Below are 25,909 nucleotides of genomic sequence, written 5' to 3'. Positions count from 1 at the left end.
ACTCATGACGCAAGAGAGCCGCCCGGCCCCGCGGCGGGCGCCCACGGAGGAGGAAGCCAAGGCCCTCGCCTCCGCAATCCGCCTCCGGATCCTTCGGCTTTGTTTCAAGGAGCAGCTCACCAACAAGGAGATCGCCACCCGGCTGGGGGCCAACCCCGCCACGGTGCTCTACCACGTCCGCAAACTCGTCTCCACCGGTTTCCTTGAGGCGCAGGAAGCCCGGTCCGGCCCCAGCGGAGCCTACGAGGTCCCCTATCTGGCCACCGAAAAATCATGGCGGCTGGAACAGGACGGGCATGACCTGGATGTCCGCCAAGCCGTGATCGGTGCCTTTGTCGATGAAATGGGGCAGGTCCCGGCCTCGGACGAGGTCCTGATCTCCCGCCTGGCGGTGCAGCTGACTAAGGAAGGACACGACCGGTTCCTGGAACGGGTGATGGGCATCCTGGAGGAGATCAAGGCAGAGGAAACGGATGAGGAAGCGGACAGCACCAGGTATTCGATCTTCCTGGCCGTGCATCCGGAGAGTCAGCCGGGCCAGCCCGGCCAGCCCCGCCACTCGCAGGCATAGCTCTGGCGCGGATCCGTGCTCCCGTGTTGACTACGCCCATGCCTACCGTTGACATACGCCGCGCCACCGAAAAGGACATGCCGGCTCTCGGGCGGGTGCATGTGGCCGCCTGGCAGTGGGCATACCGCGGGCAGATGCCGGACACCGTGCTGGACACGATGGACGCCGGCCGGCGGGCCGACGGCTGGACCCGCATGGTGCGGGAAGGGACTGTTCCGGCACCGCACGTGGCTGTGGCGGGCGCGGACGTGGTCGGGTTTTCACACGCCGGCACCAGCCGCGACGACGACGCCGGTGCGCAGGTCGGTGAGGTCACCGCGCTCTACCTGCGGGAACAGCACGTAGGCACAGGGCTCGGACGCCGCCTGTGGGAGGCTGCTCTGGACCAGCTGGAGCGCAGCGGCCACACCGAGGTGAGCGTCTGGGTGCTGGACACCAACCAACGGGGACGGGCGTTCTACGAACGGATGGGGTTGACCCTGGACGGGGCAGCGAAAACCGAAACGCTCGACGGGTTTCCGCTGACCGAAGTCCGGTACCGGGCGGCCCTTGGCTGAGCTATTCCCCGGTACGGTGCTCCGAGGGGTGCCGTGTGCGTCCCAGAGCGTTACCGAGCCAGTTCAGCACCACACGCTCCCAGCGTTCGGGATCCACGTTGTATTCCTTCGTGTGCCCTGCCTCGGTAAACGGCTCGAAGGTGATGACGTCCGGGTTTTTATCCGCCAGCTCCGCTGACGGACCGTAGGGCACAAAGTCATCATCCTTGCTGTGCAGAATCAGCGTGGGAATACGGATCTCCTCGGCACGGGTCACCCAGTCCATGCTCTTCAGGTCCAGTGGTGCGGCCAGCCCGGTCAGTGCACGCCCGGCCGCGTTGGAAATCAACCACTGACCCAGCCGGCCCGCCTGCGCGGGAATCCGGTTCACCTTGGCGTGGTGGGAAAGCACGTTCACCCAGTCGATCACCGGACCGTCCAGCACCATGGCACGGATGTAGCGGCGCAGCGGAGAGCGGTCCGCTGTCTGCAGGCTGATGGCTCCGCCCATGGACCAGCCGAACAGCACTACGTCCTTGGCACCGTTCTCGAGCGCAAAACGAATGGCTGCCTCGACGTCCTGCCACTCCGTCAGTCCCAGCCCGTAGCGGCCGTCGGACGCGTAGGGAGCCTCGCCGTCGTTCCGGTAGGAAATGAGGAGGCTGGTCAGTCCGGCCTCGCGCGCCGTGCGCACCGCGCGCAGGCATTCGGTGCGCCGTGCACCGCGGCCGTGAACCATGATGGCCCAGGTTTCCGCGCCGGGGGTACGCACCAGCCAGGCAGGGGCGGTTCCGTTCTCCACCGGAATCTCCACGTCTTCCTGGGGCATGCCGACGGCGGCGGGAGTGGGATAGATGGAGCCGCTCCACCAGCCACGCAGCGCCTTGCCCAGGTCTCCGCTGTACACCTCTTCCACGTCCCGCTGCACCGTGCCTTCACGCGGCACATAGGAGCGGATCGCTCCGATCCGGGCGTGGCCTGCGCCGTCGTCGAAGTACAGGCTGTAGGTCCCGTCCACCGTGGTGTCCGCGTTTGCCGGGAGGATCACCTGGCGCCCGAACTCGCTCTCAGTCACTGCCAGGATTTCCAGGTTTTCATCCCGGGTGCGTACCGGGGTCACCACCTGCCGGGCAAAGTAAATGCCCAGTCCCGATGCCGCAGCCACTACCGCGGTGGACGCCGCCGCGCCTATGCCGGCCCCGAACGCGGTCCAGCGGACCCAGGGAGCGGCGGAACGGACTGCAGTGGAACCGGTGGAAACGTCGGTGGGAACGGAAATAGCCATAAGACCATTCTTACCGACGCAGGCGCGTGCCCCGGGCACCGGCCGTCCGCGCCGCGCCGATCGGCACCGTGACGGCAGACATATTAGGCTGGGACACATGACTTCGACAATTGTGGTGCTGACGGAAGAATCGCTGGGCAGCGGCGACGTGGAGAACCTGCGGGCACTGATGGGTGAGGAGCCCACCCGCTTTGACATCCTGGTGCCGGCAGACACCGGCCGGAACCTGCTGGTGGACGTGCTGGACAACCTGAGCCTGCTGGACTTTTCCGCGGCCTTCAAGGACCTGACGGGCGGACGGCAGACCAAGGCCGAAGGCGTGAAGGAAGCCGTCACCGAGCTCGCCGAATCCCTGGAAGCACTGCAGGCAGCCGGGCTGGAAGCCACCGGCAGCGTGACCGGCGAGGACCCGGTGGCCGCCGTCGTCGAAACCGCCAAGCGCACCGGTGCCAGCCAGGTGGTGGTCATCACCACTCCGCACGCCATCGAGGATACGTTCCGCACCGACTGGGCCAATGAGGCGCAGGACCGGCTCGGTGTGCCGGTGCTGCACCTGTACAGCGGCTCGGGATTTATTGGCGGCTCTTAAGCGTTGAGGCGGATATGACTACCGAAGAGAATGCCGGAACCATCCCTGTCCAGAAGTCCGATGAGCAGTGGCGTGAAGAACTGACACCGCAGGAGTTCGCCGTGCTGCGCCAGGCCGGCACCGAACGCCCGTACACCGGTGAATACTGGGACACCAAGACCGCCGGCGTCTACCAGTGCCGCGCCTGCGGCAGCGAGCTGTTCACCAGCAACGAGAAGTTCGACTCGCATTGCGGCTGGCCGTCCTTCTTTGCGCCGCTGGCCGAGGGAAAGGTGCGTTACCTGCACGACCGCAGCATGGGCATGGACCGCATTGAGGTCCGCTGCGCCAACTGTGATTCGCATATGGGACACCTGTTCGAGGGCGAGGGTTTCGACACCCCTACCGACCAGCGGTTCTGCATCAACTCCATTTCCGTGAAGCTGGTTCCCGGCGAAACCGCCGGCGCCGCTGCGGAATAACGGATCCCCTTGGAGCACGGGGTATTCCCGGGAGACGCCGTCGAAGGACCGGACGTCCCGGACGAGGTGGTTGACCGCTACCGCGAGCTGAGCGCGGACATTGCCTCCGGCGTCGGCGTGGTCTCCACCCGGCTGCGCGGGCGTGACTACGCGGCCACGGTCAGCGGTTTCCTCTCCGTCTCCTATGATCCGCCCACCCTCCTGGTCAGCCTGTACGCCGAGGCACGCATCGCGGAGGCGGTGCTCGACGCCGGCAGCTGGGCGCTGAGCCTGCTGCCGGCGCGGCTGCGCGGCACCGCGAACTGGCTGGCAAGCCCCGGCTCGCCCCTGGAGGGACTACTGAACCAGGTGGACTACGGCAGGGGCCCGGAAACAGGTGCTGCCGTTATTGACGGCGCCATCGCCTGGTTTGAGGTCCGTACCACCTCGGTAACCACGGCGGCTACGCATGAACTGATCGTCGGAGAGGTAGTGTCGATGGGACGCCGGGCTTCCGCCGACGACGAATCGGACCCCCTGATCCACTTTGCCTCGGCGTACGGGAGGCTGGCCCGTTGAACAACTGCGGTAGGAAGGCACCATGATCGAGATTCTGACCCCGGACGAAATCGCGCGAGCCAGGGTTACCGGAGCACTGGTGGCCGAGATCCTGCAGACCATGAAGCAGCGCAGCACGGTGGGCACGAACCTGCTCGAGATTGACCGCTGGGTGGCGGAAATGATCCGGGACGCCGGAGCGCAGTCCTGCTATGTGGACTACGCACCGTCCTTCGGGCGCGGGCCCTTCGGCCACTACATCTGCACCTCCGTCAACGACGCCGTCCTGCACGGCCTCCCGCACGACTATGCGCTGGACGACGGCGACCTGGTGAGCCTGGATCTGGCCGTCATCAAAAACGGCATCGCCGCGGATTCGGCCATCAGCTTTGTGGTCGGAACACCGGATCCGGCGAGTACCGCCATGATCCGCGCTACCGAACAGGCGCTCCAAGCCGGCATCGCAGCCGCCGGTCCGGGTGCCAGGATCGGCGACATTTCCCATGCCATCGGCGCCAGCCTGAGCGCTGCCGGCTACCCGGTCAACACCGACTTCGGCGGACACGGTATCGGCTCCACCATGCACCAGGACCCGCACATCCCCAACACCGGCCGCGCCGGTCGAGGATACAAGCTGCGCCCCGGGCTGCTCCTCGCCCTTGAACCGTGGATTATGGCCGACACCGCGGAACTGGCCATGGATCCTGACGGCTGGACCCTGCGCAGCGCCACCGGCAGCCGGACCGCGCACAGCGAGCACACCATTGCCATCACCGACGACGGCGCCGAGATCCTGACCCTGCCCCGCCGCTAGTACCGCTCCCCCAAAGAGCTCAGCCCTCCCGGCGCCGTTGGGTCCGGGGACCATTGTGCCGCTCCCGGCCCAAACGTAACCTCGAGGAACGGGGAAAACCGTTCCGGCCCTCAGCGGCTGCGGAACCACCGGTCCGTCAGGAGACACGTATGGGCACCGAGCAGTACCACGAGCCACCGTCCGAACTTCCCGCCGAAACCCGAACCTTCGCACGCATGTGCGCCAGCCTCAGCGAGGAAGCCGAAGCCATTGGCTGGTACGTACAGCGGATGGCCGTGGAACCCGACGCCGAGTCGCGCGCCATCATGCACGATTCCCTCGGCGAGGAATTCAAGCACTTCAGCATGGAACTGGAATTCCTGCTGCGCCGCACCCCGCTCTGGCGGGAAATTGCGCGGGGCATTCTGTTCACCGACGGGGACATAGTGCAGCACGGCGAGGATTCCGAGGCCCGGGCCACCGGGGACTGAGTCCTGTACCCGTCCGCTGCTGCATAAATCGGATCCTGCACACGTCCATTCCTGTACAAGTCACTCCTTTACAACAGGGAGGTACCGCATGGCACGCAACAGCCTGCTGGACCGCTTCCGGCCCGTCGGGGCACCGGGGCCCGCCGGCCCTGCCGGTGTTCCGGCCCAGGATGACGAGGGTCCGGCCGCTGAACTGATTCCCGTCTTCGAAGCCCTCGACCCGCAGATTGAGGCAGCGCAGGCTACCGCCGGGAACGCGGCCGAACAGGCACGCGAGAGCGTCGCTGCGGCCCGCCGCCAGGCCGCCGCCCTTCTGGAACAGGCACGGATGGACAGTGCCGCGGCCCGTGCCGAGGCCGCTGCCCAGGTCTCGGCCGAGGTGTCCCGGCAGGACGAGGCTCTGCTTTCCGAGGCGAGGCAGGAAGCCGCCGAGTTGCGGCGCAGGGGTGAATCCAGGGTGCCCGAACTCGCTTCCGCCATCGTGGCGGACCTGGTTCAGGTCCTGCTGGGACGCGGAACGGACAGCGGCTGATGCAGGCGGACTGGGTGGCGGCGACGGTCCGGGGACGGTCCATGGCACAGCGCCGGCTCGGCGCCGGTGCCTGCCGCAGCCTGTCCACCCTGCCGAACCTGCCCGCTGCAGTGGAGGCCCTCGCCGGGTCCGTCTACGCCGGGGAGCTGGCTGCCGCCCGGACCCTGCAGGAGGCCCAGCTGGCTACCCGGCGTACCGTGCTGTGGCAGCTGCGTGTGCTGGCGGGCTGGCTGCCGGCCAGCGGCACCCCGCTTGTCCGCGCCGTCGCAGCGCGGTTCGAAGCGGATAACATCGTGGCCCTTGCCGCCGCGCTCTCCGCAGGCACCCCGCCGGACGAGGCACCGGACCGGACGCCCGGACCTTCCGGGCATTCCGGGCATTCCGGCACCAGCGCCTCTACCCCTTTTGACCTTGGCGGCCTCGCCACGGCCTGGCCACGGCTTAGGACCGCCGAATCCCTGGATACCCTCCAACCCATGCTCGCCGCCTCACCCTGGGGCAGTCCGGGACCGGCCGACAGCCTGAGCGTGACCCTGCCGGACACCCTGGCGGCAGTGTGGCTGCGCCGGGTGGCCTCCGCTGCCCCGGCGGCGCGGCCGTGGGCAGTTGCCGCTGCCGTCCTGCTGGCGGCCCGGCTGCTGCTGGTGGACGGTGGCCGGCCAACCGAGCGCCAGGTATCCCTGCTGCGTCCGCTGATCGGCACCGGGTGGGCGGAAGCGTCCTCCCTGCCGGAACTTCTCCTGGCCCTCAGCCCGGCGGCCGGGCAGGCATTGGCGGGAGTTCAGGATCCCCGGGAATTATGGCGGGCCGAAGCTGCCCTGGCAGGCCGCGTGGAAACGGACGGCTTCTCCCTGCTGCGCGCCGGTCTCCCCGGACCCGGAGTGGTGCTGGGCGCGGCGGCAGTGCTTGCCGCTGATGCCTGGCGGGTGCGGGCCGCCTTGGCTGCGGCGGGCTCCGGCGGTGGCGGAAGCGAGGTGCTCGATGCCGTGGCGTGAGAGCCTGAGCCCGGTCCGGATGGAGCGCATCGCCCTGGTCTGCCCGCTGGATGCCCGCGAACCCATGCTCGCTGAAGTTGCGGCCAGCGCCGCCGTCGAACTGGATCTGCCCTACGAGCCCGGCGACGGACCCGAGGAGGTTCAGCGTGCGGCCGAAGCCGCCGTCGTCCACGGCCCGGTAGCCGCCCTCGCCGGCTGGGCACCCACCGCCGAGCTTCCCGCCCTGCGGAAGGCCCTGGAACCGCACGGCGCCTCAGCGGTCCCGCTGCGGCGGCCGCGCGGTGTCCAGCCGCCCACCCGGCTCACCGGTGAGGACCGGTCACGGCAGGTGCCCCGGCTTTCCCGCCTGCTGGTGGATACCTACACCACCGTCCCGTACTCCAACCTCGATCCGGCGCGGATAGCCGGCGTCGCGTACGTGGTGATGTTCGGGATGATGTTCGGCGACGCCGGCCAGGGGGCGCTGCTGCTGATCGCCGGGCTGCTGATCCGTTTCCTGAAGGTCCCCTGGCTGGACCGCTACCGGCGGACGTGGCTGTTCATCGCCGGAGCCGGGTTGGCTGCGGTGGTCTTCGGTTTCCTGTACGGGGAGTTCTTCGGCCCTACCGGCGTGCTCCCGGTGCTCTGGCTGGAGCCGCTGGAGGAACCCATCACACTGATCATCGCGGCGCTGGCCTTCGGCGCGGTGCTGCTGGCGGGTTCCTACGTGCTGGGCACCATCAACCGGGTGCGGGAGGGCGGCTGGGGATACGCGCTCTACGCCCGCTCCGGGCTGGCCGGGTCCCTGCTCTTTGTTGCCGTTGGACTGGCCGCCTGGGGGCTGCTGACCGGGAACACGATTGTGCTGGTATTTGCCGGTGCAGCCGCACTGGTGGCGCTGGTGTTCATTTTCATCGGCCTGTTCGTCGAAGCCGGCGGCGGTCCCACCGGCGGACTGCAGGCCTCGGTGGAGCTGATGGACACGGTGGTGCAGCTGGGTTCCAACCTGGTGTCCTTCACCCGTCTGGCCGCCTTCGGACTCACCCACGCCGCACTCATGATGGTGGTCTGGCAGGCTACAACGGCCATCTGGGAGCCGAACTGGCGGATCATCCCGGCCATCCTGATGTTTCTGGTGGGCAACATTCTCACCTTCGCCCTGGAGGGTCTGGTGGCCGGCATCCAGGCGCTGCGGCTGGAGTACTACGAACTCTTTTCCCGCATTTTCCTCGAGGAGGGGCGCCGGTTCCGGCCGTGGACCCCCGCCACGGGACCGGCTGCCAACGCCGCTGTTACCCCTACCGCCCCTGCTGAAAGGCACCTGCCGTGAATCCCTGGTTTGCCAGCATTCCGCTGGTCCTGATCCTGACCGTCCTACTGACCGTGGGTGCCGTGATGCTGATGCGCCGGCGGCGCCGCACCGGCGTCCGGGCGCTGCTGGGCCTCAACGCCGTCCTGATGGGCGGGGCCCTTGCCCTGCTGGTTGCGGCCTTCAACGCGGTTCCCGCCACGGCGGGCGACGGCGGGGCTGCCGCCGCTTCCGTGGCCATGGCCACCGACGGCAGCGACAGCAGCAGTGCTGCCCTGCTCGGTGCGGCGATTGCCGTGGCCGGGTCCTCCATCGGCGCGGCCATTGCCGTGGCCTACACCGGATCCGCAGCGCTGGCCGCCATGAGTGAGCGCCCGGAAATCTTCGGCCGCGCCATGGTGGTGGTGGGCCTGGCCGAAGGCATAGCCATCTACGGGCTGATCATCTCCATCATCCTCATCGGCCAGGCATGAGCGCTCGCGAAGGAACCGTCGCTGCCCTGGGCAGCACCACGCTGCTGCAGGGGTTCAGGCTTGCCGGGGCGGCGCTGTATCCGGCTGCCGGGGCAGCTGATGTTCGCGCCGTATGGGCAGCGCTGCCCGAATCGGTGTGCGTAGTGCTGCTGACGCCCGACGCCGCGGCGGACCTCGCCGTCGAACTCGCCGACCCGCTGGCCCCGCTGACAGTGGTGCTGCCGGTATGACCCGGCTGCCGCGCGGCGCCGAAACCGCACTGGAACCGGTTCGCCGGGCGCTGGACCGTGAGGCCGCACAAAACGCCGCCCGCACAGAGGCAGAAGCACGGAGGCAGGCGGAGGAGATCCTCGCCGCCGCCCGCGCCGAAGCCGCGGACATCCGGGCCACTGCCTCGCGCGAGGGCGCCGAGGCGGCGCGGGCGGATGCCGTGGCGTCCTCGGCCCGGGCCCGCCGGGCAGCACGGCGGAGCGTCCTGGCCGAGCAGGAGCACCTGCACTCCCTACTCACTGCCGAAGTGATGCAGCAGGCCCGCGAAATTCGCCGGGACCCGCGCTATCCGCAGATCCTGCGGCGGCTGACGGCACAGGCGGACCGGTTGCTGGGGCCGATGGCTTCGGTGACGGAAAGCCCCAGGGGCGGCGTCACCGGCACGGCCGGATCACGCCGGATTGACCTGTCATTGCCCTCCCTGGCCGAACAGGCCCTGGAAGAAAACGCGCGGGAGGTGCGCAGACTATGGGAAGACGTGTGAGGACACCGGGTACCGGCAGCGCCGGTACGGCCAGGGACATTGCCGGGACCGGGGCGACGTCGGCGGGGGCGGCGGCGGGGGCGGGGACCGGGGCGTCGGCGGCGGGAGGAGCGGCAGCCGGGCAGGCACGGGGCGAAACGGGTGTGGTCACACGGGTCAGCGGACCGCTGGTTGAAATCCGCGGCCTGCCCGGCCTGACCATGCTTGAAGTGGTCAATGTGGGTCCCGAAGGTATTGCCGCCCAGGCGGTGTCCATCAACGGGGATACTGCCACTGTCCAGGCGTATGAGTACACCGGCGGGCTGAAAAACGGTGACCCGGTGGAACGGACCGGGCACCAGCTTGCGGGCCTGCTGGGGCCCGGACTGCTCGGCACCGTTTTTGACGGGCTGCTCCGCCCGCTCTCGTCCGCCCCGCTCTGGCTCACCCAGCAGCGGCAGAGTTCCACTGAAGATCCGACGGTGCTGGAAACCGAATGGGACTTCACCCCCTCCGTGGCGGTCGGGGACACGGTCCGGGCAGGGCAGGTCCTGGGTATTGTCCCCACGGCAGGCACAGTTGAATTCCGGGTGATGGCGCCGCCGTCGGTCTCCGGGGAAATCACCTGGCTGGCGCAGGGAAAAGTCCGACCGTTGGACCCGGTGGCCCGGGTGGGCGGAGTGGAGGTTACCCTGGCCCAGCGCTGGCCGGTGCACCGGCCCCGCCCCTTCGGCGAGCGCATTACCGATCTCGTCCCACTGCAGACCGGACAGCGTGTGCTGGATCTGCTCTTCCCGGTTCCGCGCGGTGCGGCGGCAGCCGTCCCCGGCGGATTCGGTACCGGCAAAACGCTGACGCTGCAGCAGATTGCCAAATGGTCGGACGCGGACGTGATTGTCTACGTGGGCTGCGGCGAGCGCGGCAATGAGATGGCGGACGTGCTGGACGGGCTCTCGGGTCTGGATGATCCGCGTACCGGCGGCAAGCTCATTGACCGTACGGTCATCATTGCCAATACGTCCAACATGCCGATGATGGCCCGGGAGGCGTCCATTGCCTCCGGGGTTACCGTTGCCGAGTTCTTCCGCGACATGGGCTACGACGCCGTGGTGATTGCCGATTCCACCTCCCGCTGGGCGGAAGCCCTGCGCGAATTCGCCAACCGCAACGGGGACCTGCCCGCCGAGGAGGGCTATCCCGCCTCCCTGGCCAGCGAACTGGCGGCATTCTACGAGCGGGCCGCCCGGGTTCGGACCCTGGGCGGGGCGACGGCGTCGGTTACCGTGATTGGCGCCGTCTCCCCTCCCGGCGGGGACATGAGCGAACCGGTGACCACCGGTACCCAGCGTTTTGTCCGTACCCTCTGGCTGCTGGACCGGGACCTGGCCTACTCACGGCACTACCCCGCCGTCTCCTGGCGCGGTTCCTTCTCCCGGGACGCCGAGTCGCTGGGCCGCTGGTACTCCGCCCACGGAGACCCGCAGTGGACCGCGCGGCGGGCCCGGGCCTCGCTGTTGCTGGCCGAGGCGGACCGGTTGACCGCGCTCGCGGAAATCATCGGCGCCTCCTCGCTGCCCGGCCATGAGCAGATGGTCCTGCTGGGCGGGCGCCTGCTGCGCGACGGGGTGCTGCTGCAGAATGCGCTCAGTCCCAATGACGGGTACAGCTCCGCGGACAAGGGTGCCGCCCTGCTGCAGACGGTGCTGGATGTGGTGGATACCTGCCAGGCCATGGTGGGACGCGGAGTGCCGCCGGCCGACGTCGAGCGCTACGATTTCTCCCCCATCCTCCGCCTGCGCGAGGACACGGGCCCCACCGACGCCGAGGGAGTCCGGCAGCGCGCCCGGGAGTTCCTGCGCCGGCTAACAGCGGATCTTGACCAGCCATCCACAGTGCAACCAGCGGCGGGAGCAGCCCATGGCTAACAACACCGGCCCCACGGCCCGGGTGGGACACAGCGACGTACGCGAGCTCCGGGGCCCGCTGCTGGTCCTGGGCGACACCGACGGCGTGGGCTGGGACGAGTTTGCCACCGTCTCGGTGGACGGCGGGGCGCAGCGGCACGGCCTGGTACTGGAGATCGACGGGGATGAAACCACCCTGCAGGTGTTCGAAGGCACCGAGGGCATGGCGCTGGGCGGGGTGGAAGTGCGCTTCCAGGGCCGCCCGCTTTCCGTGCCCGTGGGAGACGGGTGGCTCGGCAGGGTCTGCAACGGCCGGGGGGAACCGCTCGACGGCGGCCCTCCCGTTACAGCCGAGGAAACCGCTCCAGTGGGCGGCTGGCCGCTGAACCCCGTTTTCCGGGAACCGCCGCAGGATCCGGTCATCACCGGCATTTCCGTGGTGGATGCCCTGACCACCCTGGTCCGCGGACAGAAACTGCCGATCTTCTCCATCCCGGGCCTGCCGCACCTGACCCTGGCTACGCAGATCGCCGCCCAGGCCGCCACCTCCTCGGGGCGGGCCTTCCGGGTGGTGTTCGCGGCCATGGGCATGACCCATGCGGACATTGCCTACATCCGCGACCGGCTGGAGGAACGCTCCGCCGCAGGAGAGCTGGTGCTGCTGCTCAACGCCGCTGATGATCCGGTGATTGAACGCATTCTCACCCCGCGGATCGCGCTGACGGTCGCGGAGTCCCTGGCCTATGACCACGGCTCGGATGTGCTGGTGGTGATGTCGGACATGACCAGCTACGCGGAGGCAGTCCGCGAGGTCTCCGCCGCGCGGCGGGAAATACCGGCCCGCCGCGGCTACCCCGGCTACCTCTACAGTGACCTGGCCACCCTGTACGAACGCTGCGGGCGGGTTAAGGGCCGCGAAGGCTCGGTCACCATTGTGCCGGTGCTGACCATGCCCGCCGGGGACATCACCCATCCGGTGCCGGACCTCACCGGTTACATCACCGAGGGGCAGGTAGTGCTCGACGGCGACATTGACGCCCGCGGTATTTACCCGCCCGTGGATGTCCTGTCCTCCCTGTCCCGGCTGATGCGCAGCGGTGCCGGGAAGGGGCGTACCCGTGAGGACCACCTCGACGTCGCCGCCCAGATCCTCTCCGCCATGTCCCGCGCGCGCTCCGCCTCCGAACTGGCCGAACTGGTGGGAGCTGCGGCGCTCAGCGAAACCGACAAGGCCTACATCGAGTTCCGGACCGTGGTGGAACGGGAGCTGCTCAACCAGGGCCGGGACGAGCTGCGCACCCTGCAGCAGACCCTGGACCTGGCGTGGCAGGCACTGTCGCTGCTGCCACGCCGGGAGCTGACCATGCTTTCGGCGGAGTTCCTTGACCGGTACCTGCCCGGGCCTGAGGGCGGGGCGCGGCTGTGACGGGACCGGCGCGGTGAGCGGGTTCCGCTCCGGAGGCAGCCGGGCCGAACGGTCCGAGGTGCAGCGACGGCTCGCGACCGCCCGGCGCGGGGCCGAATTGCTGGACCGCAAGCAGCGGATCCTGCAGCGCTCCATCGAGGGGATGGCTGAGCGGGCCGACGCCGCACGGCTGGCCTGGGAAGCAGCGGCCCGTGAAGCATCTGTGTGGCTGCGGCGGACCACGGCACTGGACGGCGCGGACCGCCTGCTGGCTGCGGCCCCGCTGCAGGACGCCCGGGTCAGCGTGCTGTGGGGCGGGGCCATGGGCATCTCCTATCCCGAGGAAGCCACGTGTACCGTCCCGTCTGCGCCGCCGGCCGGGGGCAGTTCGGCCCTGGCATATGCAGCCGCAGCCCACCGGGAAGCGCTGGAGGCGGCAGTCTCCGCTGCGGCCGTCCAGCGGGCACTGCTGCTGGTCTCGGAGGAACTGGCAACTACCCGGACCCGGCAGCGGGCCGTGGAGAACCGGTGGATTCCGCTGCTCGAGGACCAGCTGAAGGCGATCGAGCAGCGCATAGCGGAGCAGGAGCTGGAGGAAAGCCTGCGGTTGCGCTGGGCTGCCGGGCTGATGTGACGGTGCGGAGATGTGGGGCAGGGAGATGTGACGGTGCGGAGATGTGGAGCCCGTGGGAGGCATCGAGTCCGCAGTTCTTACCGTTCGCGGCCGAAAACCCGTAACTAGTGCAGAGTCGACACCGGCCCGGCCGTCGGGGTACCGCTGCCCGGTCCGAGGTGAGGTGCAATTGCCTGGCCCGGATCGGCCCGGATCGAGAAGGCACAAATTACCGTTGGCGGGATCGAAAAGGCACAAATTACCGTTATCCGCCGAAAAATCGGTAATTTGTGCCTTCTCGATTGGAGCCGGTGCTCCTGCGCGGACTTCCCGGACACTCCCAGCCGAGCTCCCGCCTGCTTCCCATCCCGACTGCCCGGACACTCCCCGCCGGGATCCTGCCTGGTTCCCGGCGGGCTACAGTGACCGCATCGATACTTCACAGCCCCGCTCGGAGAACAACCGGATTCCCGCCGTCCCGCGCAGCACCAGGTCAGGCCCTGGCGTGCCATCCCGCCGGACGGCCCGCCGCCGCGCCGCGCTGGCCGGCGCCGCCGTCGTTGTCCTGATGCTGGGCCTGTTCGTCCGGACAGGGCTGCCGGGAGTCCCGGGCGACGCCGCCGGGGGCTTCCTGTACGCCGCCCTGATCTACCTGCTGCTGGCCTTTGCCCTGCCCGGGGCGAAGCGATTGAGGATGGCGGCTGCCGCCGTCGCACTGTGTTTGCTGATCGAGTTGTTCCAGCTCACCCCGTACCCCGCCCGGCTCGGCGAATCCTGGCCGCCGTTGCGGCTGGTGCTGGGCACCACCTTCAATGCCTGGGACCTGCCCGCATATCTGGCCGGCGCTGGGGCTGCGTGCCTGGCCGACGAGCTGATTGCGCGGACGGCCGGGCACGGGCTGTCCCGCCGGGCGCAATCCGGTGGGAAGTGACAGCCGCAAAGTTACGAGGACAGGACACCCTGGCCCCGGTAGGCTGCCTAGGCGGCCGGGGCGCCCTGCATATTGACGGCTTCGTCCAATGTGGCCGGGAAGGAGGAGCCGAACAGCTGGCTGTGCGGGTCGAGCTGGCGGGCCGGAACATCCTGGTACAGGGGGTACACCTCGGCGCAGCCGACACGGACATGATGGCCGGTGCCGACGGGCCCATGATCCACCCGGACGACGTAGCGAGAGCAAGCCTCGCGGGCGTGGAATCCGGCATGATCGAAGTCCTCGCGGATGACCCGGCGCGGTTCGTCAAGGCGGCCCTGGCCGGCGACCCGGCCCGGCTCTACAGCTGAAACCCGGTTAGAGCCGGAAGCCCTCGTCCAGACGTTCAATGATGGTGACATTGGCCTGGCCGCCGCCCTCGCACATGGTCTGCAGCCCGAAGCGTCCGCCGGTCCGCTCGAGTTCGTGCAGCAGCGTGGTCATGATCCTCGCACCGGTGGCCCCGATGGGGTGGCCCAGGGAAATGCCGCCGCCGTTGACGTTGACCTTGGCCATATCCACGCCAATCTCCCGCTGCCAGGCCAGGACCACGGAAGCGAAGGCCTCGTTGATCTCGAACAGATCGATGTCCTCCACGCTCATGCCGGTGCGCTTCAGGGCATGGCGGGTGGCCTCGATGGGCGCACTCAGCATCATGATCGGATCATCGCCGCGGGCGGAGATTGAGTGGATCCGGGCTCGGGGCTTCAGCCCGTACCGCCGCACCGCGTCTTCCGAGGCGACCAGCAGGACCGCTGCGGCGTCGGAAATCTGCGACGACGTGGCGGCAGTCAGGGAGCCGCCCTCGGCCAGCGGGGCAAGGGTGGCGATCTTGGCCCGGTCCGGATCCCGCGGCCCTTCATCGGCGCTCACGCCGTTCATCGGGAGGATTTCCCGGTCAAAGCGTCCCGCTGTCTGGGCGGCGATGGCCCGGACATGGGACTCGACGGCGAAGTCCTCCATCTCTTCACGGCTGAGCCCCCACTGCTTCACCATCATCTCCGCACCGATGAACTGTGAAACCTGCTGACCGCCGTAGCGCTTTTCCCACCCAACCGAGCCCGCAAACGGATCCGGGAAACCCAGCTCCCTGGCAGCGGTATTCGCGTAACCGATGGGCACGGAGGACATGCTCTGCACACCGCCGGCAATCACCAGGTCGCTGGTGCCGCTCATCACGGCCTGCGCGGCATAGGAAACCGCCTGCTGGCCGGAGCCGCACTGCCGCTCCACGGTGGTCCCGGGAACACGCTCCGACAGGCCGGCAGCCAGCCAGGAGGTGCGGGCAATATCCATGGCCTGAGGACCGACCTGGTCAATGGCGCCGAGGATCACCTCGTCATATTCCTCGGAATCGACGCCGCTGCGGCGGACCGTCTCGGCGATGACATGGGCGGCAAGATCAGCGGGGTGGATGCTGCTCAGTCCCCCCTTGCGCTTGCCAACGGGTGTGCGGACGGCGTCGATAATGAACGCTTCAGCCATGATGGGAGGGCCTTTCGTCGTTGTAAGGCAGATGGTTGCCAGGTGTGTGCTGAGCACCACAGTAGGCGATACCGCGGGTTCGGGCACCCGACCACCGGTATGCCTCCGCGGCCCAGCGCACCGGTGTCCGTGTGGGACAGCCGCCGGGCAGGATCCCTGCCCTGTCCGGGCGGCAGGAAGCCAGCAGGTAGAATGAGAAAGCTGTGTTCTGAGCAGCCGGCTGCCGGGCGCGGACAACATGCAGTCCCCCAGCAGTTCCAACCCACAGAGTCTGAAAGCAGCGGAGTGTCACAACAGGTTTCCACCACCGTCAGCGCCACCGCCACCAAAGAGATCGTTCGGGAGTCCGCCCGGCGGCGCACCTTTGCCGTCATCTCGCACCCCGACGCCGGTAAGTCCACGCTCACCGAGGCGCTGGCCCTGCACGCCCGGGTGATCGGCACCGCCGGCGCCACCAACGGCAAGGAAAACCGCCGCGAGACGGTCTCCGACTGGATGCAGATGGAAAAGGACCGCGGCATCTCCATCAGCTCCACGGCCCTGCAGTTCGCCTACCGCGACACCGTGATCAACCTGCTGGACACCCCCGGCCACGCCGACTTCTCCGAGGACACCTACCGCGTCCTCGCCGCCGTGGACTGCGCCGTAATGCTCGTGGACGCCGCCAAGGGCCTGGAAACCCAGACCATGAAGCTGTTCGAAGTCTGCCGCGCCCGGAACCTGCCCATCATCACCGTGATCAACAAGTGGGACCGCCCCGGACTGGATCCGCTGGCCCTGATGGATGAAATCACCGAACGCACCGGCCTGGCCCCCATGCCCCTGACCTGGGCCGTGGGCATCGCCGGCGATTTCCGCGGTGTCTGGGACCTGCAGAAGGACGAATACGTCCACTTTGAACGGCAGAACTCCGGTGCCTCCCTGGCCAAGGAAGAACACTTCACCCCGGAACAGGCGCTCGAGCGTGAAGGCGATGTGTGGACCGATTCGCTGGACGAGGCCGAACTGGTCATCGACGGCCGCGACTTCGACCGTGACGCTTTCCTGAACGCCAAGGCCACCCCCATCCTCTTCTCCTCGGCTGCCCTGAACTTCGGCGTCAAGCAGATCCTGGACACCCTGGTGGACCTGGCCCCCTCGGCCTCCGCCCGCGAGGACAAGGACGGCGGACTTCGCCCCGTGGACGCACCCTTCTCCGGGTTCGTCTTCAAGGTCCAGGCCGGCATGAACCGCGCGCACCGTGACCACGTGGCTTTCATCCGGGTCTGCTCCGGCATCTTCGAGCGCGGCATGGTGGTCACGCATTCCAACACCGGCAAGACCTTCGCCACCAAGTACGCCCAGCACCTCTTTGGCCGCGAACGCGAAGTGATCGACCAGGCCTACCCGGGCGACGTCGTCGGGCTGGTCAACGCCTCCGCACTGCGGGTGGGCGACAGCCTGTACGTGGAGGAACCGGTGGAATACCCGCCCATCCCGTTCTTCTCCCCCGAGCACTTCCGCGTGGCCCGTTCCCAGGATCCCAGCCGTTACAAGCAGTTCCGCCGGGGCATCGACCAGCTCGAGCACGAGGGCATCATCCAGGTGCTGCGCTCGGACCGCCGCGGCGACCAGGCGCCGGTGCTTGCCGCCGTCGGCCCCATGCAGTTCGAGGTGGTGGAGGACCGCATGACGCAGGACTTCAACGCCCCCATGCGCTACGAGCAGCTTTCCTACTCACTGGCCCGGCTCACCACGCCCGATGCTGCGGAGATTCTCTCCAACGTGCACGGCGCCGAGGTGCTGGAGCGGACCGACGGCGCGTACGTGGCCGTTTTCAATGACGTATGGGCGCTGCGCCGGGTGGAGAAGAACCACCCCGAGGTTTCGCTGACCGTCATCGGCACCGAATCCCCGAACAGCCGCGGCTACTAGCCGTCTGCAGGCGAAGAGGTACTAAAGCTTTGGCGTGACGGGCACCACACGAGCATAAGAGGTACTTACGTGTGGGCTGTTCTTCGGTAAGCGTTAGGAATACGTGAGTATGCTGGCGGCTAATCAGTCCAGCTGCCACCCCACCCCCACGGGACGGCCCCTCCCCCGGAAGGTCACAGCCATGTCCTCCCCAGCATTTTCCGCGCTCAACCGCCCCGACATCGACGCAGTTCCGGCGGGCACCGCCCCCGCCGGAACCGACGCCTGGCTGACCCTGAAACAGGCTGCCACCGATCTGCAGCCGCTGCAGAACAAAAACGGTTCCGTGGACGCCCCGCACCATGACCGGGCCGTGGAGCTGATCGGCACCATCTGCGCAGCCATCACCGCCCTGGCCCCCGCCTTCCCGCATGATGAGGAGTACCTCCGCCTCGTTGTCGCCGACTTCGAACGCTGGGTTGCTGCCGGCCTGGAGACCGAGCCGGATTTCCTGGACTCGCTGATGGCCTTCCAGCCGCAGCGCGAGCGTGTTGACGGCCTGGCGCACCTGGTGGTCTTTCCCATGTACACGCAGAACGGCAGCTCCAACCGCCTCGTGGAGGCTGTGCTGATCGAGGTCATCTGGCCGGAGTTCGTGGCCGAACTCGAGGCCGGTGAGTACTCCAACGGACTCTTCGTCCCGATTCGGTTCCTGGACTTCACCCCGGGCTATGACACCAATTCCGCTGTCCTGTTCCCGGAAACCGTAGCAGTGCGGGAAACCCCGTCCTTCACCTGGGGCGCCATCTTCGCGGACCGGGAAGCCGCCCGTTTCCGCCGCGTCCTTGCCGCGGCAGCGGACATCACCTCCCTGCAGCTGCCGGCCGAAGCCGCGGAACTTCTGGAGGACCAGAAGCTGACCGAGGAAACCTTCATCATGTGGGACCTCATCCACGACCGCACCCACATGCGCGGCGACCTTCCCTTTGACCCGTTCATGATCAAGCAGCGCATGCCCTACTTCCTGTACTCGCTGGAGGAACTGCGCTGCGACCTGACCGCGTTCCGTGAAGCGGTAAAAATCCAGCGCGACGAGGAGGCACCCGCGGAGACCCGCCGGCACGCCCGCCTGGTCCAGTACGCAGTGATCTTCGACCGCATCTTCCGCTTCGCCATCACCGGCAGCCGGGTGCGCAACTATGACGGCCTCGGCGGCCAGCTGCTCTTCGCCTGGATGCACCAGAACCATGTACTGCACTGGACCGACGGCAAACTGAGCATCGACTGGGAAGATGCCGCCGACGTCGTTGTCCGGCTTGGCGCCCGGATCGAGGAACTCTACTGGCGTTCCATCGACCGCCCCAAGACCGCGCACTGGCTCGCGGCCTACGACCTGGTGTCGGCAACCCTGACGCCGCACCCGGCGTCCGTCTGGGCACAGGGTCCGCAGGCGCTGCCGCTGGACGGACCGCCGCGCGGCCTCACCGACCAGGTGCTCGATGACGAGTTCCCGCTGTCCATGTTCTATGAGGCCCTGTCCAAGAAAATGGCTCCGGTTATCGAGTCCACCTCCGGGATCACCGGAGCCACGGCCACCCCGTCCGGCGCACCCGCAGGAGAGCACACCGCATGAGCTCCGAACGGGGCACCGCGCCAGGCCGGGACACCGCGTCCGCGAAGGGCCTGACCGTCCTCGTGGCCGGTGCCGGGAGTGCCTCCGGCACCGCGGTGTGCCAGGCGCTCGACGCCGCCGGTGCCAAGGTGGTGGCCGTTGGCCGCGACGCGGCCCGGCTGGAAAACACGCTGTTCGGGCTCAACAACGCCGATCTGCGCACCTGCGACCTCGCCGACGCCGGGGAGGTCGCGGCCCTGGCCTCGGACATGCAGGAGAGCTACGGCGGGATCGACGGCCTGATCCACCTGGTGGGCGGCTGGCGTGCCGGCGCGGGGATCACCACGCAGTCCGAGGAGGACTGGGATTTCCTGGAAACGAACATCCTGGGCACCCTGCGCAACGTCAGCCGCAGCTTTTATGACCAGCTGGCCGCTTCCCCGAACGGCCGGCTGGCCATCGTGTCAGCCACCGCGGTGGACACCCCCACCGCCGGCGGTGCCGGCTATGCCGCGGCCAAGGCAGCAGCGGATGCCTGGGTGCGGGCCATTGCCGCCGGGTTCCGGCGGGCCCAGTCGGGGCGCAGGGAAAACCCCGAACCCCAGCGTTCCGCCGCCGTGGTGTTTGTGGTGAAATCGCTGGTGGATGACGGGCAGCGGCGGTCCTCCCCGGAACGGACCTTCAAAGGCGCCACCGACGTCGCAGACCTGGCCGGCGCCGTCGTCCGGCTCTTTGGTCAGGAAGCCGGCGACATCAACGGACAGCGGATCTACCTCACCGGCTAGGAAAAAGTAACCTGCGCAACACCAACGTAAGAGATACTAGGAACCGTGACTGACATTCTCCCCCTGCACGACACCACCATCCGGGCCTTCGCCTCCGACAACTACTCCGGTGTCCATCCGGAAATCCTGGCAGCACTGACTGCCGCCAACCAGGGCCACCAGGTGGCCTACGGCGAAGACGTCTACACGGCCAAACTCCGCGAGGTCATGACGGACCAGTTCGGCAGCCGCATCCGTGCCTTCCCCGTCTTCAACGGCACCGGCGCCAACGTGACCGCGCTGCAGTCCCTGCTGCCCCGCTGGGGCGCGGTGATCTGCCCGACGACGGCGCACATCAACGTGGATGAAAACGGCGCCCCCGAACGCATCGGCGGGATGAAGCTGCTGGGCATCCCCACCGATGACGGCAAGCTCACCCCCGAACTGATCGACCGCGAGGCCTGGGGCTGGGGCGATGAGCACCGCGCCCAGCCGCTGGCCGTGTCCATCACCCAGTCCACCGAGCTTGGCACCCTCTACACCGTGGAGGAAATCACCGCCATTGCCGAGCACATCCACGCCCGCGGCATGAAGCTGCACATGGACGGCGCCCGCCTGGGCAACGCCGCAGCCAGCCTTGGGGTCTCCTTCAAGGAAATGACGGCCGACGCCGGTGTGGACATCCTGTCCCTGGGCGGCACCAAGAACGGCATGATGTACGGCGAATGCATCATCACCTTCGACCCGGAGGCCTCCCCGGGCCTGGACTACCTGCGCAAGATGAACATGCAGCTGGCCTCTAAGATGCGCTTCATCTCCGCCCAGTTCGTCACCCTGTACGGCACGGATCTGTGGCACCGCTCGGCGTCGCACGCCAACGCCATGGCGCAGCGCCTGCGTGCCGCGGTGGAGAAGATCGACGGCGTGGAGATCACCCAGGCCACGCAGTCCAATGCCGTGTTCGCCAAGCTGCCCGCCGGCGTCGCCGACCGGCTGCGCAGCGACTTCCGGTTCTATGACTGGGACCAGTCCACCGGCGAGGTGCGCTGGATGTGCACCTTCGATACTTCCGAGGACGATATCGATGCCTTTGCCGAAGCCATCGCCCGTGAAGTTGCCGCCGATCCGGCACCGCTGGGCACGCACTAAATCCGCTTCAGCCTGCCGTCCGTCCGCATTTGCGCCGCGGACGGCAGGTAACGAAACGGCCACACCGGCGAGCCTGCGTCGGCGGCAATGTTCCGCAGGCCATAGTCTGCGGAGGTGAGTGCAATAGGTGACCTTTCCCAGGTGCCCCCGGATTTCCTGACGGCCCTCGGCGCGCTGCGCCGGGCCACCTGCCGGGCGGAACTGAAACTCGAGGAAATCCCCGCCCCCACGCGCCTGGCCCCGTACGCTGTTTCGCTGGGCGCAGAGGTGCTGGCGCCGGGTCCCGCCGGGCCCACCAGCCTGCATGGCCCGGCCGCCCTGCAGATCCCCGAACAGCTGGAGCTGGCCACGGGGCGGTTCATCCTGCTCCATGATCCGGCCGGCTCACCCGTCTGGAACGGAACCTTCCGGATTGTGACCTACATCCGCGCCGAACTGGAGCCGGACATGGGCAATGACCAGCTGCTGGGCTCGGTGGCCTGGACCTGGCTGGTGGAAGCGCTGGAGGAACACGGAGCGCCCTATTCACTGGCCGGCGGCACAGCCACCCGGGTGCTTTCGGAAAGCTACGGCACCCTCGAGGGCAGGGACGACTCGATCGATATTGAGCTGCGGGCGTCCTGGACGCCGGCTGGTGCCGATGTGCAGTCCCATCTGGAAGCGTGGTCGGACATGGTTTGCACCTTCGCCGGGCTGCCCCCGCTGCCCGACGGCGTCACTCCCCTTCCGGGCCGCCGGCGCAGCTAGGGCCGCCGTCCTGTCCGCTGCCCCCGGCTTCGTCGGTAGAATGGAATCCTTATGACCGCGCATATATCCGGCAAGGCCGCAGACCCGTCCAGCTCCGCACCAGCCGAGGCCGGGGAACCGCCGGAGCCGCTTCCGGTACTTGAAACCCCCCGGGACGGTGTGCCGCTGGTCATCGACTCTCCCCGCGGATTGGAACGGGCTGCGGCAGCCCTGGCCGCCGGCACCGGCCCCGCCGGTGTGGATGCCGAACGGGCTTCCGGGTTCCGCTACGGACAGCGCGCCTTTCTCGTCCAGATCCGCCGTGAAGGCGCCGGAACCTGGCTGATCGACCCCGAAGCCTTCGGGGACCTGCGGATTATCAACGAGGCCCTGAGCGGGGTGGAGTGGATACTGCACGCCGCCACCCAAGACCTGCCCTGCCTGTCTGCGCTGGGCATGTGGCCGGACAAGCTCTTCGACACCGAACTTGCCGCCCGGCTGGCCGGACTGCCCCGTGTGGGCCTGGCCGCAGTGATCGAAACCCTTCTGGGCTTCTCCCTGGCCAAGGAGCACTCCGCTGCTGACTGGTCCACCCGGCCCCTGCCCGAGCCGTGGCTGCGTTACGCGGCGCTCGACGTCGAAGTCCTCGCAGAGCTGCGGGTGGAACTGATCCGTGTGCTGGACGAGGCAGGCAAGCTCGAACTGGCCGAGGAAGAGTTTGAAGCCATCCGCACCGCTCCGCCGGCCCCGCCCCGGGTCGATCCCTGGCGCCGCACCTCCGGCATGCACCAGCTCCGGGACCGCCGCCAGCTCGCCGCCGTCCGCGAACTGTGGACCGAGCGCGAACACCTGGCCGAACTGCGCGACACCGCGCCGGGCCGGCTGATACCGGACTCGGCTATTGTGGCCGCCGCCCGCGCCATGCCCGCCACGGTCCCCCAGCTGCTGAAGACCCCGGGATTCCACGGCCGTGCAGCGCAGAAGGAAGCCCCGCGCTGGCTGCGCTGCATTTCCGCTGCCCGCTCCACCACCGACCTTCCCCCGCTGCACATCCCTACCCACGCCCCGCCACCCCCGCGCGTCTGGGCGAAAAACGACCCGGCGGCCGCTGCCCGGCTGCAGACCGCCAAGCCGCGGCTGACCGCACTGGCGGAAAAACTGAATCTGCCGCTGGAAAACCTGCTTACCCCGGATCACCTGCGCCGGCTGGCCTGGCGTCCGCCGGCGGAGATCAACCTGGACACCATCAGCGCCGCGCTGCGCGGGCTGGGTGCCAGGGAGTGGCAGATCCGGGAGACCGCTGCGGTACTGACCGTCGCCTTCCTGGACCCTGATCCCCTGGTGGAGAAGCCGTCCGAGGAGAAATCCGCGGCCGGAGCCCGTACTTCCGCACGGCAGCGGTAAGCCGGCAGCCTATCCGTTGACTAGGCGGGCAGCGCTTGCCGGGATCGGCGTCGCGGTCATCTAATTGGTTGCGCCGGTGCGGTACTTGGACGCCGTCCGTACCGAACTGCATCCGGTGGATCCGCCCAGCAGAGGGAACTGAGTGCTATCCACAGGCAGCACCTCGGGATAGCGGTCCAGGTGCTGCCTGGTTTATCGTCGCCGCAGACATGCTGTAGACGCGCGGCACCGGCACAGGAGGCAGGCCATGGGCAACATATCGGAGACTCTTTACCGGACCCTCATTGCCTGTCCATCCGAGCGGGTGTGGGCAGAGCTCACTGCAACCGGGGTTCCCCGCCCCTGGATGTGGGACTCAACGCTCTCCGGACCCTTGTCGGAGGGCAGCACGTACACCATGGCCTACGACGGTGAGGACCTGATCAGTGGCACCGTTCTGGCGGTGGAGCAACCGGTCCGGCTGGCCCTGACCTTCAATCCGCAGTGGAACGGTACAGTGGCCACCGAGTCCCCGGGTGTCCTGGAATACACCTTGGAACATGCCGGAGAAGGCTGCGAACTCACCGTCCGAATCACCGGGCTCTACGGGGCGTCGGCCATCTCGGTTGACCACGACACCCCGGGGATTTATGCCGGGTTGAAGGCCATGCTGGAATCATTTCCGGTGGCGTGACACCGCTGAACCGGTGAGGGGTTGGGGAGCCGCTGAGGACGGCGCAATAATGGCGGATGCCCCTAATTACGGCGACGCCGGACTCACTCCAACTGGGGCGATTCACGCTTCGGATCCTCACGGCGTCAGACTGGCACCTGGAGCAGGAGCTGTCCCGGGACGAGGACGTCATCCGCTGGACTTTGTTTCCCGCATACCTCAGCGCAGATAACGCCCGACGGCGGGTGGAGCGGGCAGCGGCAGCCCGCCGGGAGAACCTGCTGGCACGCTACGCCCTCTGCGACGGCGACCAGGTGCTCGGTACTGCAGGCATTTCCAGCACTGTGCACGATACCCCCGAAATCATGTATGCGCTGTTGCCGGCCGGGCGGGGGCGCGGAGCCGCCACGGCAGCGGCCCGGGGACTTAGTGACTGGGCGCTGGCGGGAGGCTTCCCGACCGTTGTCCTGCGGACCATCGTGGGCAACGTCCAAAGTGAAGCCGTGGCCCGCCGGGCGGGATTCCGCCCCATCCGTACCGAACGCCAGTCCCAGCGCAGGCACCCGGTCGAGATGCTCTTCTGGACGCGGTCCCGCGGAGGCGGTCCGCGGAGCGGGATCACCGCCGGCTAGTCTCCGGTGGAGCCGTCCAGCAACTCGCGCAGGATGTCCAGATGGCCGCAGTGCCGGCCGGTTTCCTCGATCATGTGGACCAGTACCCAGCGGACTGTCTGCCGGCCTTCGCCGCCGCGGCAGCGGTCCTCCAGGGCATAGTTCAACAGCACGGCTCGTGACCCGGCACAGGCCGATTCGTAGTCGGCGATAATGCCGGCCAGGCTGTCCTCGTCGCTGACCCGGAATTCGCCGTCCGGATCTTCATCGGACCATCTGGTGCGTACGTCCGGCTGTCCGTCGATTCGCCCCTGAAACCAAAAACGTTCCACGTCGGCAAGATGGCGGACCAGCCCGGAGACGGTGGTGATGGAGGGCAGCAGCTGCTTTGCGCCCTGCGCGTCGGTCAGCCCGGAGGCCTTCATCACCACGGTGTCCCGAAAGTAGTCCAGGAATCCGGTCAGGGTCTCGAGTTCCCCGGCTGTCTCGGGCGGGTCGACCCGGTTATCGGTTTGCATGCCCTCAATCTAGCGCCGAATGCCGGCCGGAGCCGGATACGCGCCGTGCCCTTTGACCGGCATTTACAGGAACCGGGGAACCCGATACGGTGGAAACCTCTGTGGTTTAAGACGTGGACCATTGGTTCTTTTGTGAGGACACTTTATGACCCATGCCCCGATCACCCACGTCGACCTGTTTCCCGATTTCGCCGCCATGAACACCAGCAGCCTCGAAGCACTGTGTGACCAGGCGTTCAACCAGTTGGAAGAAGGGCCGCTCATCGAGGGCCTCTTCGGCTTCTATCTCTCCCTCTCCGCTGAGCTTGAGGAGCGCAGCATGCGCCCCGCAGACATCACTCCCGGCACTGCCCCGGCCGAAGCCGCTGGCGGTTACCCGGCTCCGGAATCGCTGCCTGCCTGATCCGGCCGCCGGCGCACACACTTGGAAAGAAACGTCAGATAAAAAACCGTCCCGGCCCCACAGCATGATGCGGTGGAGCCGGGACGGCTTGTTTTTGGGGCTGAGGTCTCCGGGGTTTGTCCCCCGGGGTGCGGCCGGGTTTACCGGCGGATCTGGGAGTTGCCCTTGTTCCGGCCGGCAATAGCTTCAGCGGTCCCCACGAGCAGTACAGCTGCAACAACTGCGATGATGAAGCCGAAGACATTGAGTTCAAAAATGTCACCCGTACCCAGCAGATTGGCGATCACGCCACCGATGACGGAACCTGCCAGGCCGAGCAGCAGGGTTGCCAGGATACCCAGGTTCTGCTTGCCGGGCTTGATCAGCCGCGCCAGCGCTCCGATGATTAGCCCTGCGATGATGAATCCGATCATGATCCTGATCCCTTCGTAACGGTGTACACAACGGAAGTCCAAGCGGTTGTCCAGGCTTCCGGAGAGCTATTCTGCCTTCAATCCTAGACTGGAAGCCGCCAGT

At 67.8% G+C, this 25,909-nt stretch carries 31 protein-coding genes; 27 read left to right on the top strand and 4 right to left on the bottom strand.

The features are described 5' to 3' along the window. Positions 1-4 precede the first annotated feature (4 nt). Together MUK71_RS07355 and MUK71_RS07350 are read left to right on the top strand one after the other, a co-directional pair. Entirely contained in the window at positions 5-571 is a 567-nt protein-coding gene (locus MUK71_RS07355; RefSeq protein ID WP_227927963.1) for an ArsR/SmtB family transcription factor, read from the top strand. Between the two features lie 38 nt (positions 572-609). Beyond that, a complete protein-coding gene (locus MUK71_RS07350) occupies positions 610-1,128 on the top strand; it encodes a GNAT family N-acetyltransferase (protein ID WP_227927964.1) in 519 nt (172 codons plus the stop codon). Position 1,129: 1 nt separating this feature from the next. On the opposite strand, the gene MUK71_RS07345 is transcribed toward MUK71_RS07350, so the two are convergent. Further along, entirely contained in the window at positions 1,130-2,392 is a 1,263-nt protein-coding gene (locus MUK71_RS07345; RefSeq protein WP_227902143.1) for an alpha/beta hydrolase family protein, read from the bottom strand. Between the two features lie 97 nt (positions 2,393-2,489). On the opposite strand from MUK71_RS07345, the gene MUK71_RS07340 reads away from it, so the two are divergent. The 16 genes from MUK71_RS07340 (at position 2,490) to MUK71_RS07265 (ending at position 14,487) form a co-directional block, all read left to right on the top strand. Beyond that, the gene (locus MUK71_RS07340; protein ID WP_227902144.1) at positions 2,490-2,981 is read left to right on the top strand and encodes an adenine nucleotide alpha hydrolase family protein; all 492 of its coding nucleotides are present in this window, start codon (positions 2,490-2,492) and stop codon (positions 2,979-2,981) included. 14 nt (positions 2,982-2,995) lie between these two features. Continuing rightward, positions 2,996-3,442 carry a peptide-methionine (R)-S-oxide reductase MsrB gene (gene msrB / locus MUK71_RS07335; RefSeq protein WP_227927965.1) on the top strand — a complete coding sequence of 149 codons (447 nt, stop codon included), beginning with the start codon at positions 2,996-2,998 and terminating at the stop codon, positions 3,440-3,442. Between the two features lie 9 nt (positions 3,443-3,451). Beyond that, positions 3,452-4,000 carry a flavin reductase family protein gene (locus MUK71_RS07330; protein WP_227927966.1) on the top strand — a complete coding sequence of 183 codons (549 nt, stop codon included), beginning with the start codon at positions 3,452-3,454 and terminating at the stop codon, positions 3,998-4,000. Between the two features lie 22 nt (positions 4,001-4,022). Then, positions 4,023-4,793, top strand: a complete 771-nt coding sequence (map, locus tag MUK71_RS07325; protein WP_227927967.1) for a type I methionyl aminopeptidase — start codon at positions 4,023-4,025, stop codon at positions 4,791-4,793. Between the two features lie 149 nt (positions 4,794-4,942). Further along, on the top strand, positions 4,943-5,263 hold the full coding sequence (locus MUK71_RS07320; RefSeq protein ID WP_227902148.1) for a ferritin family protein: 321 nt from the start codon (positions 4,943-4,945) through the stop codon (positions 5,261-5,263). An 88-nt stretch (positions 5,264-5,351) separates the two neighbouring features. Then, on the top strand, positions 5,352-5,795 hold the full coding sequence (locus tag MUK71_RS07315) for a hypothetical protein (protein ID WP_227927968.1): 444 nt from the start codon (positions 5,352-5,354) through the stop codon (positions 5,793-5,795). Further along, positions 5,795-6,790, top strand: a complete 996-nt coding sequence (locus MUK71_RS07310; RefSeq protein WP_227927969.1) for a V-type ATPase subunit — start codon at positions 5,795-5,797, stop codon at positions 6,788-6,790. Before MUK71_RS07315 ends, MUK71_RS07310 begins: the two co-directional genes overlap by 1 nt. Then, on the top strand, positions 6,777-8,099 hold the full coding sequence (locus MUK71_RS07305; protein WP_227927970.1) for a V-type ATPase 116kDa subunit family protein: 1,323 nt from the start codon (positions 6,777-6,779) through the stop codon (positions 8,097-8,099). The genes MUK71_RS07310 and MUK71_RS07305 overlap by 14 nt, the downstream gene beginning before the upstream one ends. Then, on the top strand, positions 8,096-8,551 hold the full coding sequence (locus MUK71_RS07300) for an ATP synthase subunit C (protein ID WP_227902152.1): 456 nt from the start codon (positions 8,096-8,098) through the stop codon (positions 8,549-8,551). Before MUK71_RS07305 ends, MUK71_RS07300 begins: the two co-directional genes overlap by 4 nt. Continuing rightward, complete coding sequence (locus MUK71_RS07295) at positions 8,548-8,781, top strand: hypothetical protein (RefSeq protein WP_227927971.1); 234 nt, start codon at positions 8,548-8,550, stop codon at positions 8,779-8,781. Before MUK71_RS07300 ends, MUK71_RS07295 begins: the two co-directional genes overlap by 4 nt. Further along, entirely contained in the window at positions 8,778-9,305 is a 528-nt protein-coding gene (locus MUK71_RS07290; RefSeq protein WP_227927972.1) for a hypothetical protein, read from the top strand. The genes MUK71_RS07295 and MUK71_RS07290 overlap by 4 nt, the downstream gene beginning before the upstream one ends. After that, positions 9,302-11,209, top strand: a complete 1,908-nt coding sequence (locus MUK71_RS07285) for a V-type ATP synthase subunit A (protein ID WP_227927973.1) — start codon at positions 9,302-9,304, stop codon at positions 11,207-11,209. Before MUK71_RS07290 ends, MUK71_RS07285 begins: the two co-directional genes overlap by 4 nt. Then, positions 11,202-12,614 (top strand): V-type ATP synthase subunit B, encoded by a 1,413-nt coding sequence (locus MUK71_RS07280; RefSeq protein WP_227927974.1) that lies wholly within the window; start codon positions 11,202-11,204, stop codon positions 12,612-12,614. Before MUK71_RS07285 ends, MUK71_RS07280 begins: the two co-directional genes overlap by 8 nt. 13 nt (positions 12,615-12,627) lie before the next feature. Beyond that, a complete protein-coding gene (locus MUK71_RS07275) occupies positions 12,628-13,227 on the top strand; it encodes a V-type ATP synthase subunit D (RefSeq protein ID WP_227927975.1) in 600 nt (199 codons plus the stop codon). Between the two features lie 484 nt (positions 13,228-13,711). Next, on the top strand, positions 13,712-14,137 hold the full coding sequence (locus MUK71_RS07270; RefSeq protein WP_227927976.1) for a DUF2809 domain-containing protein: 426 nt from the start codon (positions 13,712-13,714) through the stop codon (positions 14,135-14,137). After that, the gene (locus MUK71_RS07265) at positions 14,134-14,487 is read left to right on the top strand and encodes a Rossmann-fold NAD(P)-binding domain-containing protein (RefSeq protein WP_227927977.1); all 354 of its coding nucleotides are present in this window, start codon (positions 14,134-14,136) and stop codon (positions 14,485-14,487) included. Before MUK71_RS07270 ends, MUK71_RS07265 begins: the two co-directional genes overlap by 4 nt. Before the next feature lie 7 nt (positions 14,488-14,494). On the opposite strand, the gene MUK71_RS07260 is transcribed toward MUK71_RS07265, so the two are convergent. Beyond that, complete coding sequence (locus tag MUK71_RS07260) at positions 14,495-15,661, bottom strand: acetyl-CoA C-acetyltransferase (RefSeq protein WP_227927978.1); 1,167 nt, start codon at positions 15,659-15,661, stop codon at positions 14,495-14,497. Positions 15,662-15,946: 285 nt separating this feature from the next. On the opposite strand from MUK71_RS07260, the gene MUK71_RS07255 reads away from it, so the two are divergent. The 8 genes from MUK71_RS07255 to MUK71_RS07220 all read left to right on the top strand — a co-directional run bounded on the left by MUK71_RS07255 (position 15,947) and on the right by MUK71_RS07220 (position 24,493). Continuing rightward, positions 15,947-17,575 (top strand): peptide chain release factor 3, encoded by a 1,629-nt coding sequence (locus MUK71_RS07255; RefSeq protein WP_227927979.1) that lies wholly within the window; start codon positions 15,947-15,949, stop codon positions 17,573-17,575. A 181-nt stretch (positions 17,576-17,756) separates the two neighbouring features. After that, a complete protein-coding gene (locus tag MUK71_RS07250; RefSeq protein ID WP_227927980.1) occupies positions 17,757-19,187 on the top strand; it encodes a DUF6421 family protein in 1,431 nt (476 codons plus the stop codon). Continuing rightward, a complete protein-coding gene (locus tag MUK71_RS07245) occupies positions 19,184-19,951 on the top strand; it encodes an SDR family oxidoreductase (protein ID WP_227927981.1) in 768 nt (255 codons plus the stop codon). Before MUK71_RS07250 ends, MUK71_RS07245 begins: the two co-directional genes overlap by 4 nt. 45 nt (positions 19,952-19,996) lie before the next feature. Next, positions 19,997-21,079: a threonine aldolase family protein gene (locus MUK71_RS07240; RefSeq protein ID WP_227927982.1), complete on the top strand. Its 1,083-nt coding sequence runs from the start codon at positions 19,997-19,999 to the stop codon at positions 21,077-21,079. 123 nt (positions 21,080-21,202) lie between these two features. Then, the gene (locus MUK71_RS07235) at positions 21,203-21,826 is read left to right on the top strand and encodes a DUF3000 domain-containing protein (protein ID WP_227928084.1); all 624 of its coding nucleotides are present in this window, start codon (positions 21,203-21,205) and stop codon (positions 21,824-21,826) included. 51 nt (positions 21,827-21,877) lie between these two features. Then, positions 21,878-23,209: an HRDC domain-containing protein gene (locus tag MUK71_RS07230; protein WP_227927983.1), complete on the top strand. Its 1,332-nt coding sequence runs from the start codon at positions 21,878-21,880 to the stop codon at positions 23,207-23,209. 247 nt (positions 23,210-23,456) lie between these two features. Further along, entirely contained in the window at positions 23,457-23,882 is a 426-nt protein-coding gene (locus tag MUK71_RS07225) for an SRPBCC domain-containing protein (RefSeq protein WP_227927984.1), read from the top strand. Between the two features lie 56 nt (positions 23,883-23,938). Beyond that, entirely contained in the window at positions 23,939-24,493 is a 555-nt protein-coding gene (locus MUK71_RS07220; protein WP_227927985.1) for a GNAT family N-acetyltransferase, read from the top strand. Here MUK71_RS07220 and MUK71_RS07215 read toward each other — a convergent pair. After that, complete coding sequence (locus MUK71_RS07215) at positions 24,490-24,990, bottom strand: DinB family protein (RefSeq protein WP_227927986.1); 501 nt, start codon at positions 24,988-24,990, stop codon at positions 24,490-24,492. The genes MUK71_RS07220 and MUK71_RS07215 overlap by 4 nt on opposite strands. 145 nt (positions 24,991-25,135) lie before the next feature. Here MUK71_RS07215 and MUK71_RS07210 point away from each other — a divergent pair, with 145 nt between their 5' ends. Further along, entirely contained in the window at positions 25,136-25,393 is a 258-nt protein-coding gene (locus MUK71_RS07210; RefSeq protein WP_227927987.1) for a hypothetical protein, read from the top strand. 140 nt (positions 25,394-25,533) lie between these two features. Here MUK71_RS07210 and MUK71_RS07205 read toward each other — a convergent pair whose 3' ends face one another. Beyond that, positions 25,534-25,806, bottom strand: coding sequence for a GlsB/YeaQ/YmgE family stress response membrane protein (locus MUK71_RS07205; protein ID WP_227902169.1), 273 nt, complete (start codon positions 25,804-25,806; stop codon positions 25,534-25,536). Positions 25,807-25,909 lie beyond the last annotated feature (103 nt).

The sequence above is a fragment of the Arthrobacter zhangbolii genome (assembly GCF_022869865.1).
Lineage (GTDB): Bacteria > Actinomycetota > Actinomycetes > Actinomycetales > Micrococcaceae > Arthrobacter_B > Arthrobacter_B zhangbolii.
The sequence above is the reverse complement of the archived record's forward strand: the minus strand, read 5'-3'. Positions and strand labels throughout refer to the sequence as shown.

Bases quoted from the DNA above. Each gene is read 5' to 3' on its own strand.
- MUK71_RS07355 (WP_227927963.1), top strand. From the start codon at position 5: ATGACGCAAGAGAGCCGCCCGGCCCCGCGGCGGGCGCCCACGGAGGAG.
- MUK71_RS07350 (WP_227927964.1), top strand. From the start codon at position 610: ATGCCTACCGTTGACATACGCCGCGCCACCGAAAAGGACATGCCGGCT.
- MUK71_RS07345 (WP_227902143.1), bottom strand. From the start codon at position 2,392: ATGGCTATTTCCGTTCCCACCGACGTTTCCACCGGTTCCACTGCAGTC.
- MUK71_RS07340 (WP_227902144.1), top strand. From the start codon at position 2,490: ATGACTTCGACAATTGTGGTGCTGACGGAAGAATCGCTGGGCAGCGGC.
- msrB (WP_227927965.1), top strand. From the start codon at position 2,996: ATGACTACCGAAGAGAATGCCGGAACCATCCCTGTCCAGAAGTCCGAT.
- map (WP_227927967.1), top strand. From the start codon at position 4,023: ATGATCGAGATTCTGACCCCGGACGAAATCGCGCGAGCCAGGGTTACC.
- MUK71_RS07320 (WP_227902148.1), top strand. From the start codon at position 4,943: ATGGGCACCGAGCAGTACCACGAGCCACCGTCCGAACTTCCCGCCGAA.
- MUK71_RS07315 (WP_227927968.1), top strand. From the start codon at position 5,352: ATGGCACGCAACAGCCTGCTGGACCGCTTCCGGCCCGTCGGGGCACCG.
- MUK71_RS07310 (WP_227927969.1), top strand. From the start codon at position 5,795: ATGCAGGCGGACTGGGTGGCGGCGACGGTCCGGGGACGGTCCATGGCA.
- MUK71_RS07305 (WP_227927970.1), top strand. From the start codon at position 6,777: ATGCCGTGGCGTGAGAGCCTGAGCCCGGTCCGGATGGAGCGCATCGCC.
- MUK71_RS07295 (WP_227927971.1), top strand. From the start codon at position 8,548: ATGAGCGCTCGCGAAGGAACCGTCGCTGCCCTGGGCAGCACCACGCTG.
- MUK71_RS07290 (WP_227927972.1), top strand. From the start codon at position 8,778: ATGACCCGGCTGCCGCGCGGCGCCGAAACCGCACTGGAACCGGTTCGC.
- MUK71_RS07280 (WP_227927974.1), top strand. From the start codon at position 11,202: ATGGCTAACAACACCGGCCCCACGGCCCGGGTGGGACACAGCGACGTA.
- MUK71_RS07260 (WP_227927978.1), bottom strand. From the start codon at position 15,661: ATGGCTGAAGCGTTCATTATCGACGCCGTCCGCACACCCGTTGGCAAG.
- MUK71_RS07250 (WP_227927980.1), top strand. From the start codon at position 17,757: ATGTCCTCCCCAGCATTTTCCGCGCTCAACCGCCCCGACATCGACGCA.
- MUK71_RS07245 (WP_227927981.1), top strand. From the start codon at position 19,184: ATGAGCTCCGAACGGGGCACCGCGCCAGGCCGGGACACCGCGTCCGCG.
- MUK71_RS07230 (WP_227927983.1), top strand. From the start codon at position 21,878: ATGACCGCGCATATATCCGGCAAGGCCGCAGACCCGTCCAGCTCCGCA.
- MUK71_RS07225 (WP_227927984.1), top strand. From the start codon at position 23,457: ATGGGCAACATATCGGAGACTCTTTACCGGACCCTCATTGCCTGTCCA.
- MUK71_RS07220 (WP_227927985.1), top strand. From the start codon at position 23,939: ATGCCCCTAATTACGGCGACGCCGGACTCACTCCAACTGGGGCGATTC.
- MUK71_RS07215 (WP_227927986.1), bottom strand. From the start codon at position 24,990: ATGCAAACCGATAACCGGGTCGACCCGCCCGAGACAGCCGGGGAACTC.
- MUK71_RS07210 (WP_227927987.1), top strand. From the start codon at position 25,136: ATGACCCATGCCCCGATCACCCACGTCGACCTGTTTCCCGATTTCGCC.
- MUK71_RS07205 (WP_227902169.1), bottom strand. From the start codon at position 25,806: ATGATCGGATTCATCATCGCAGGGCTAATCATCGGAGCGCTGGCGCGG.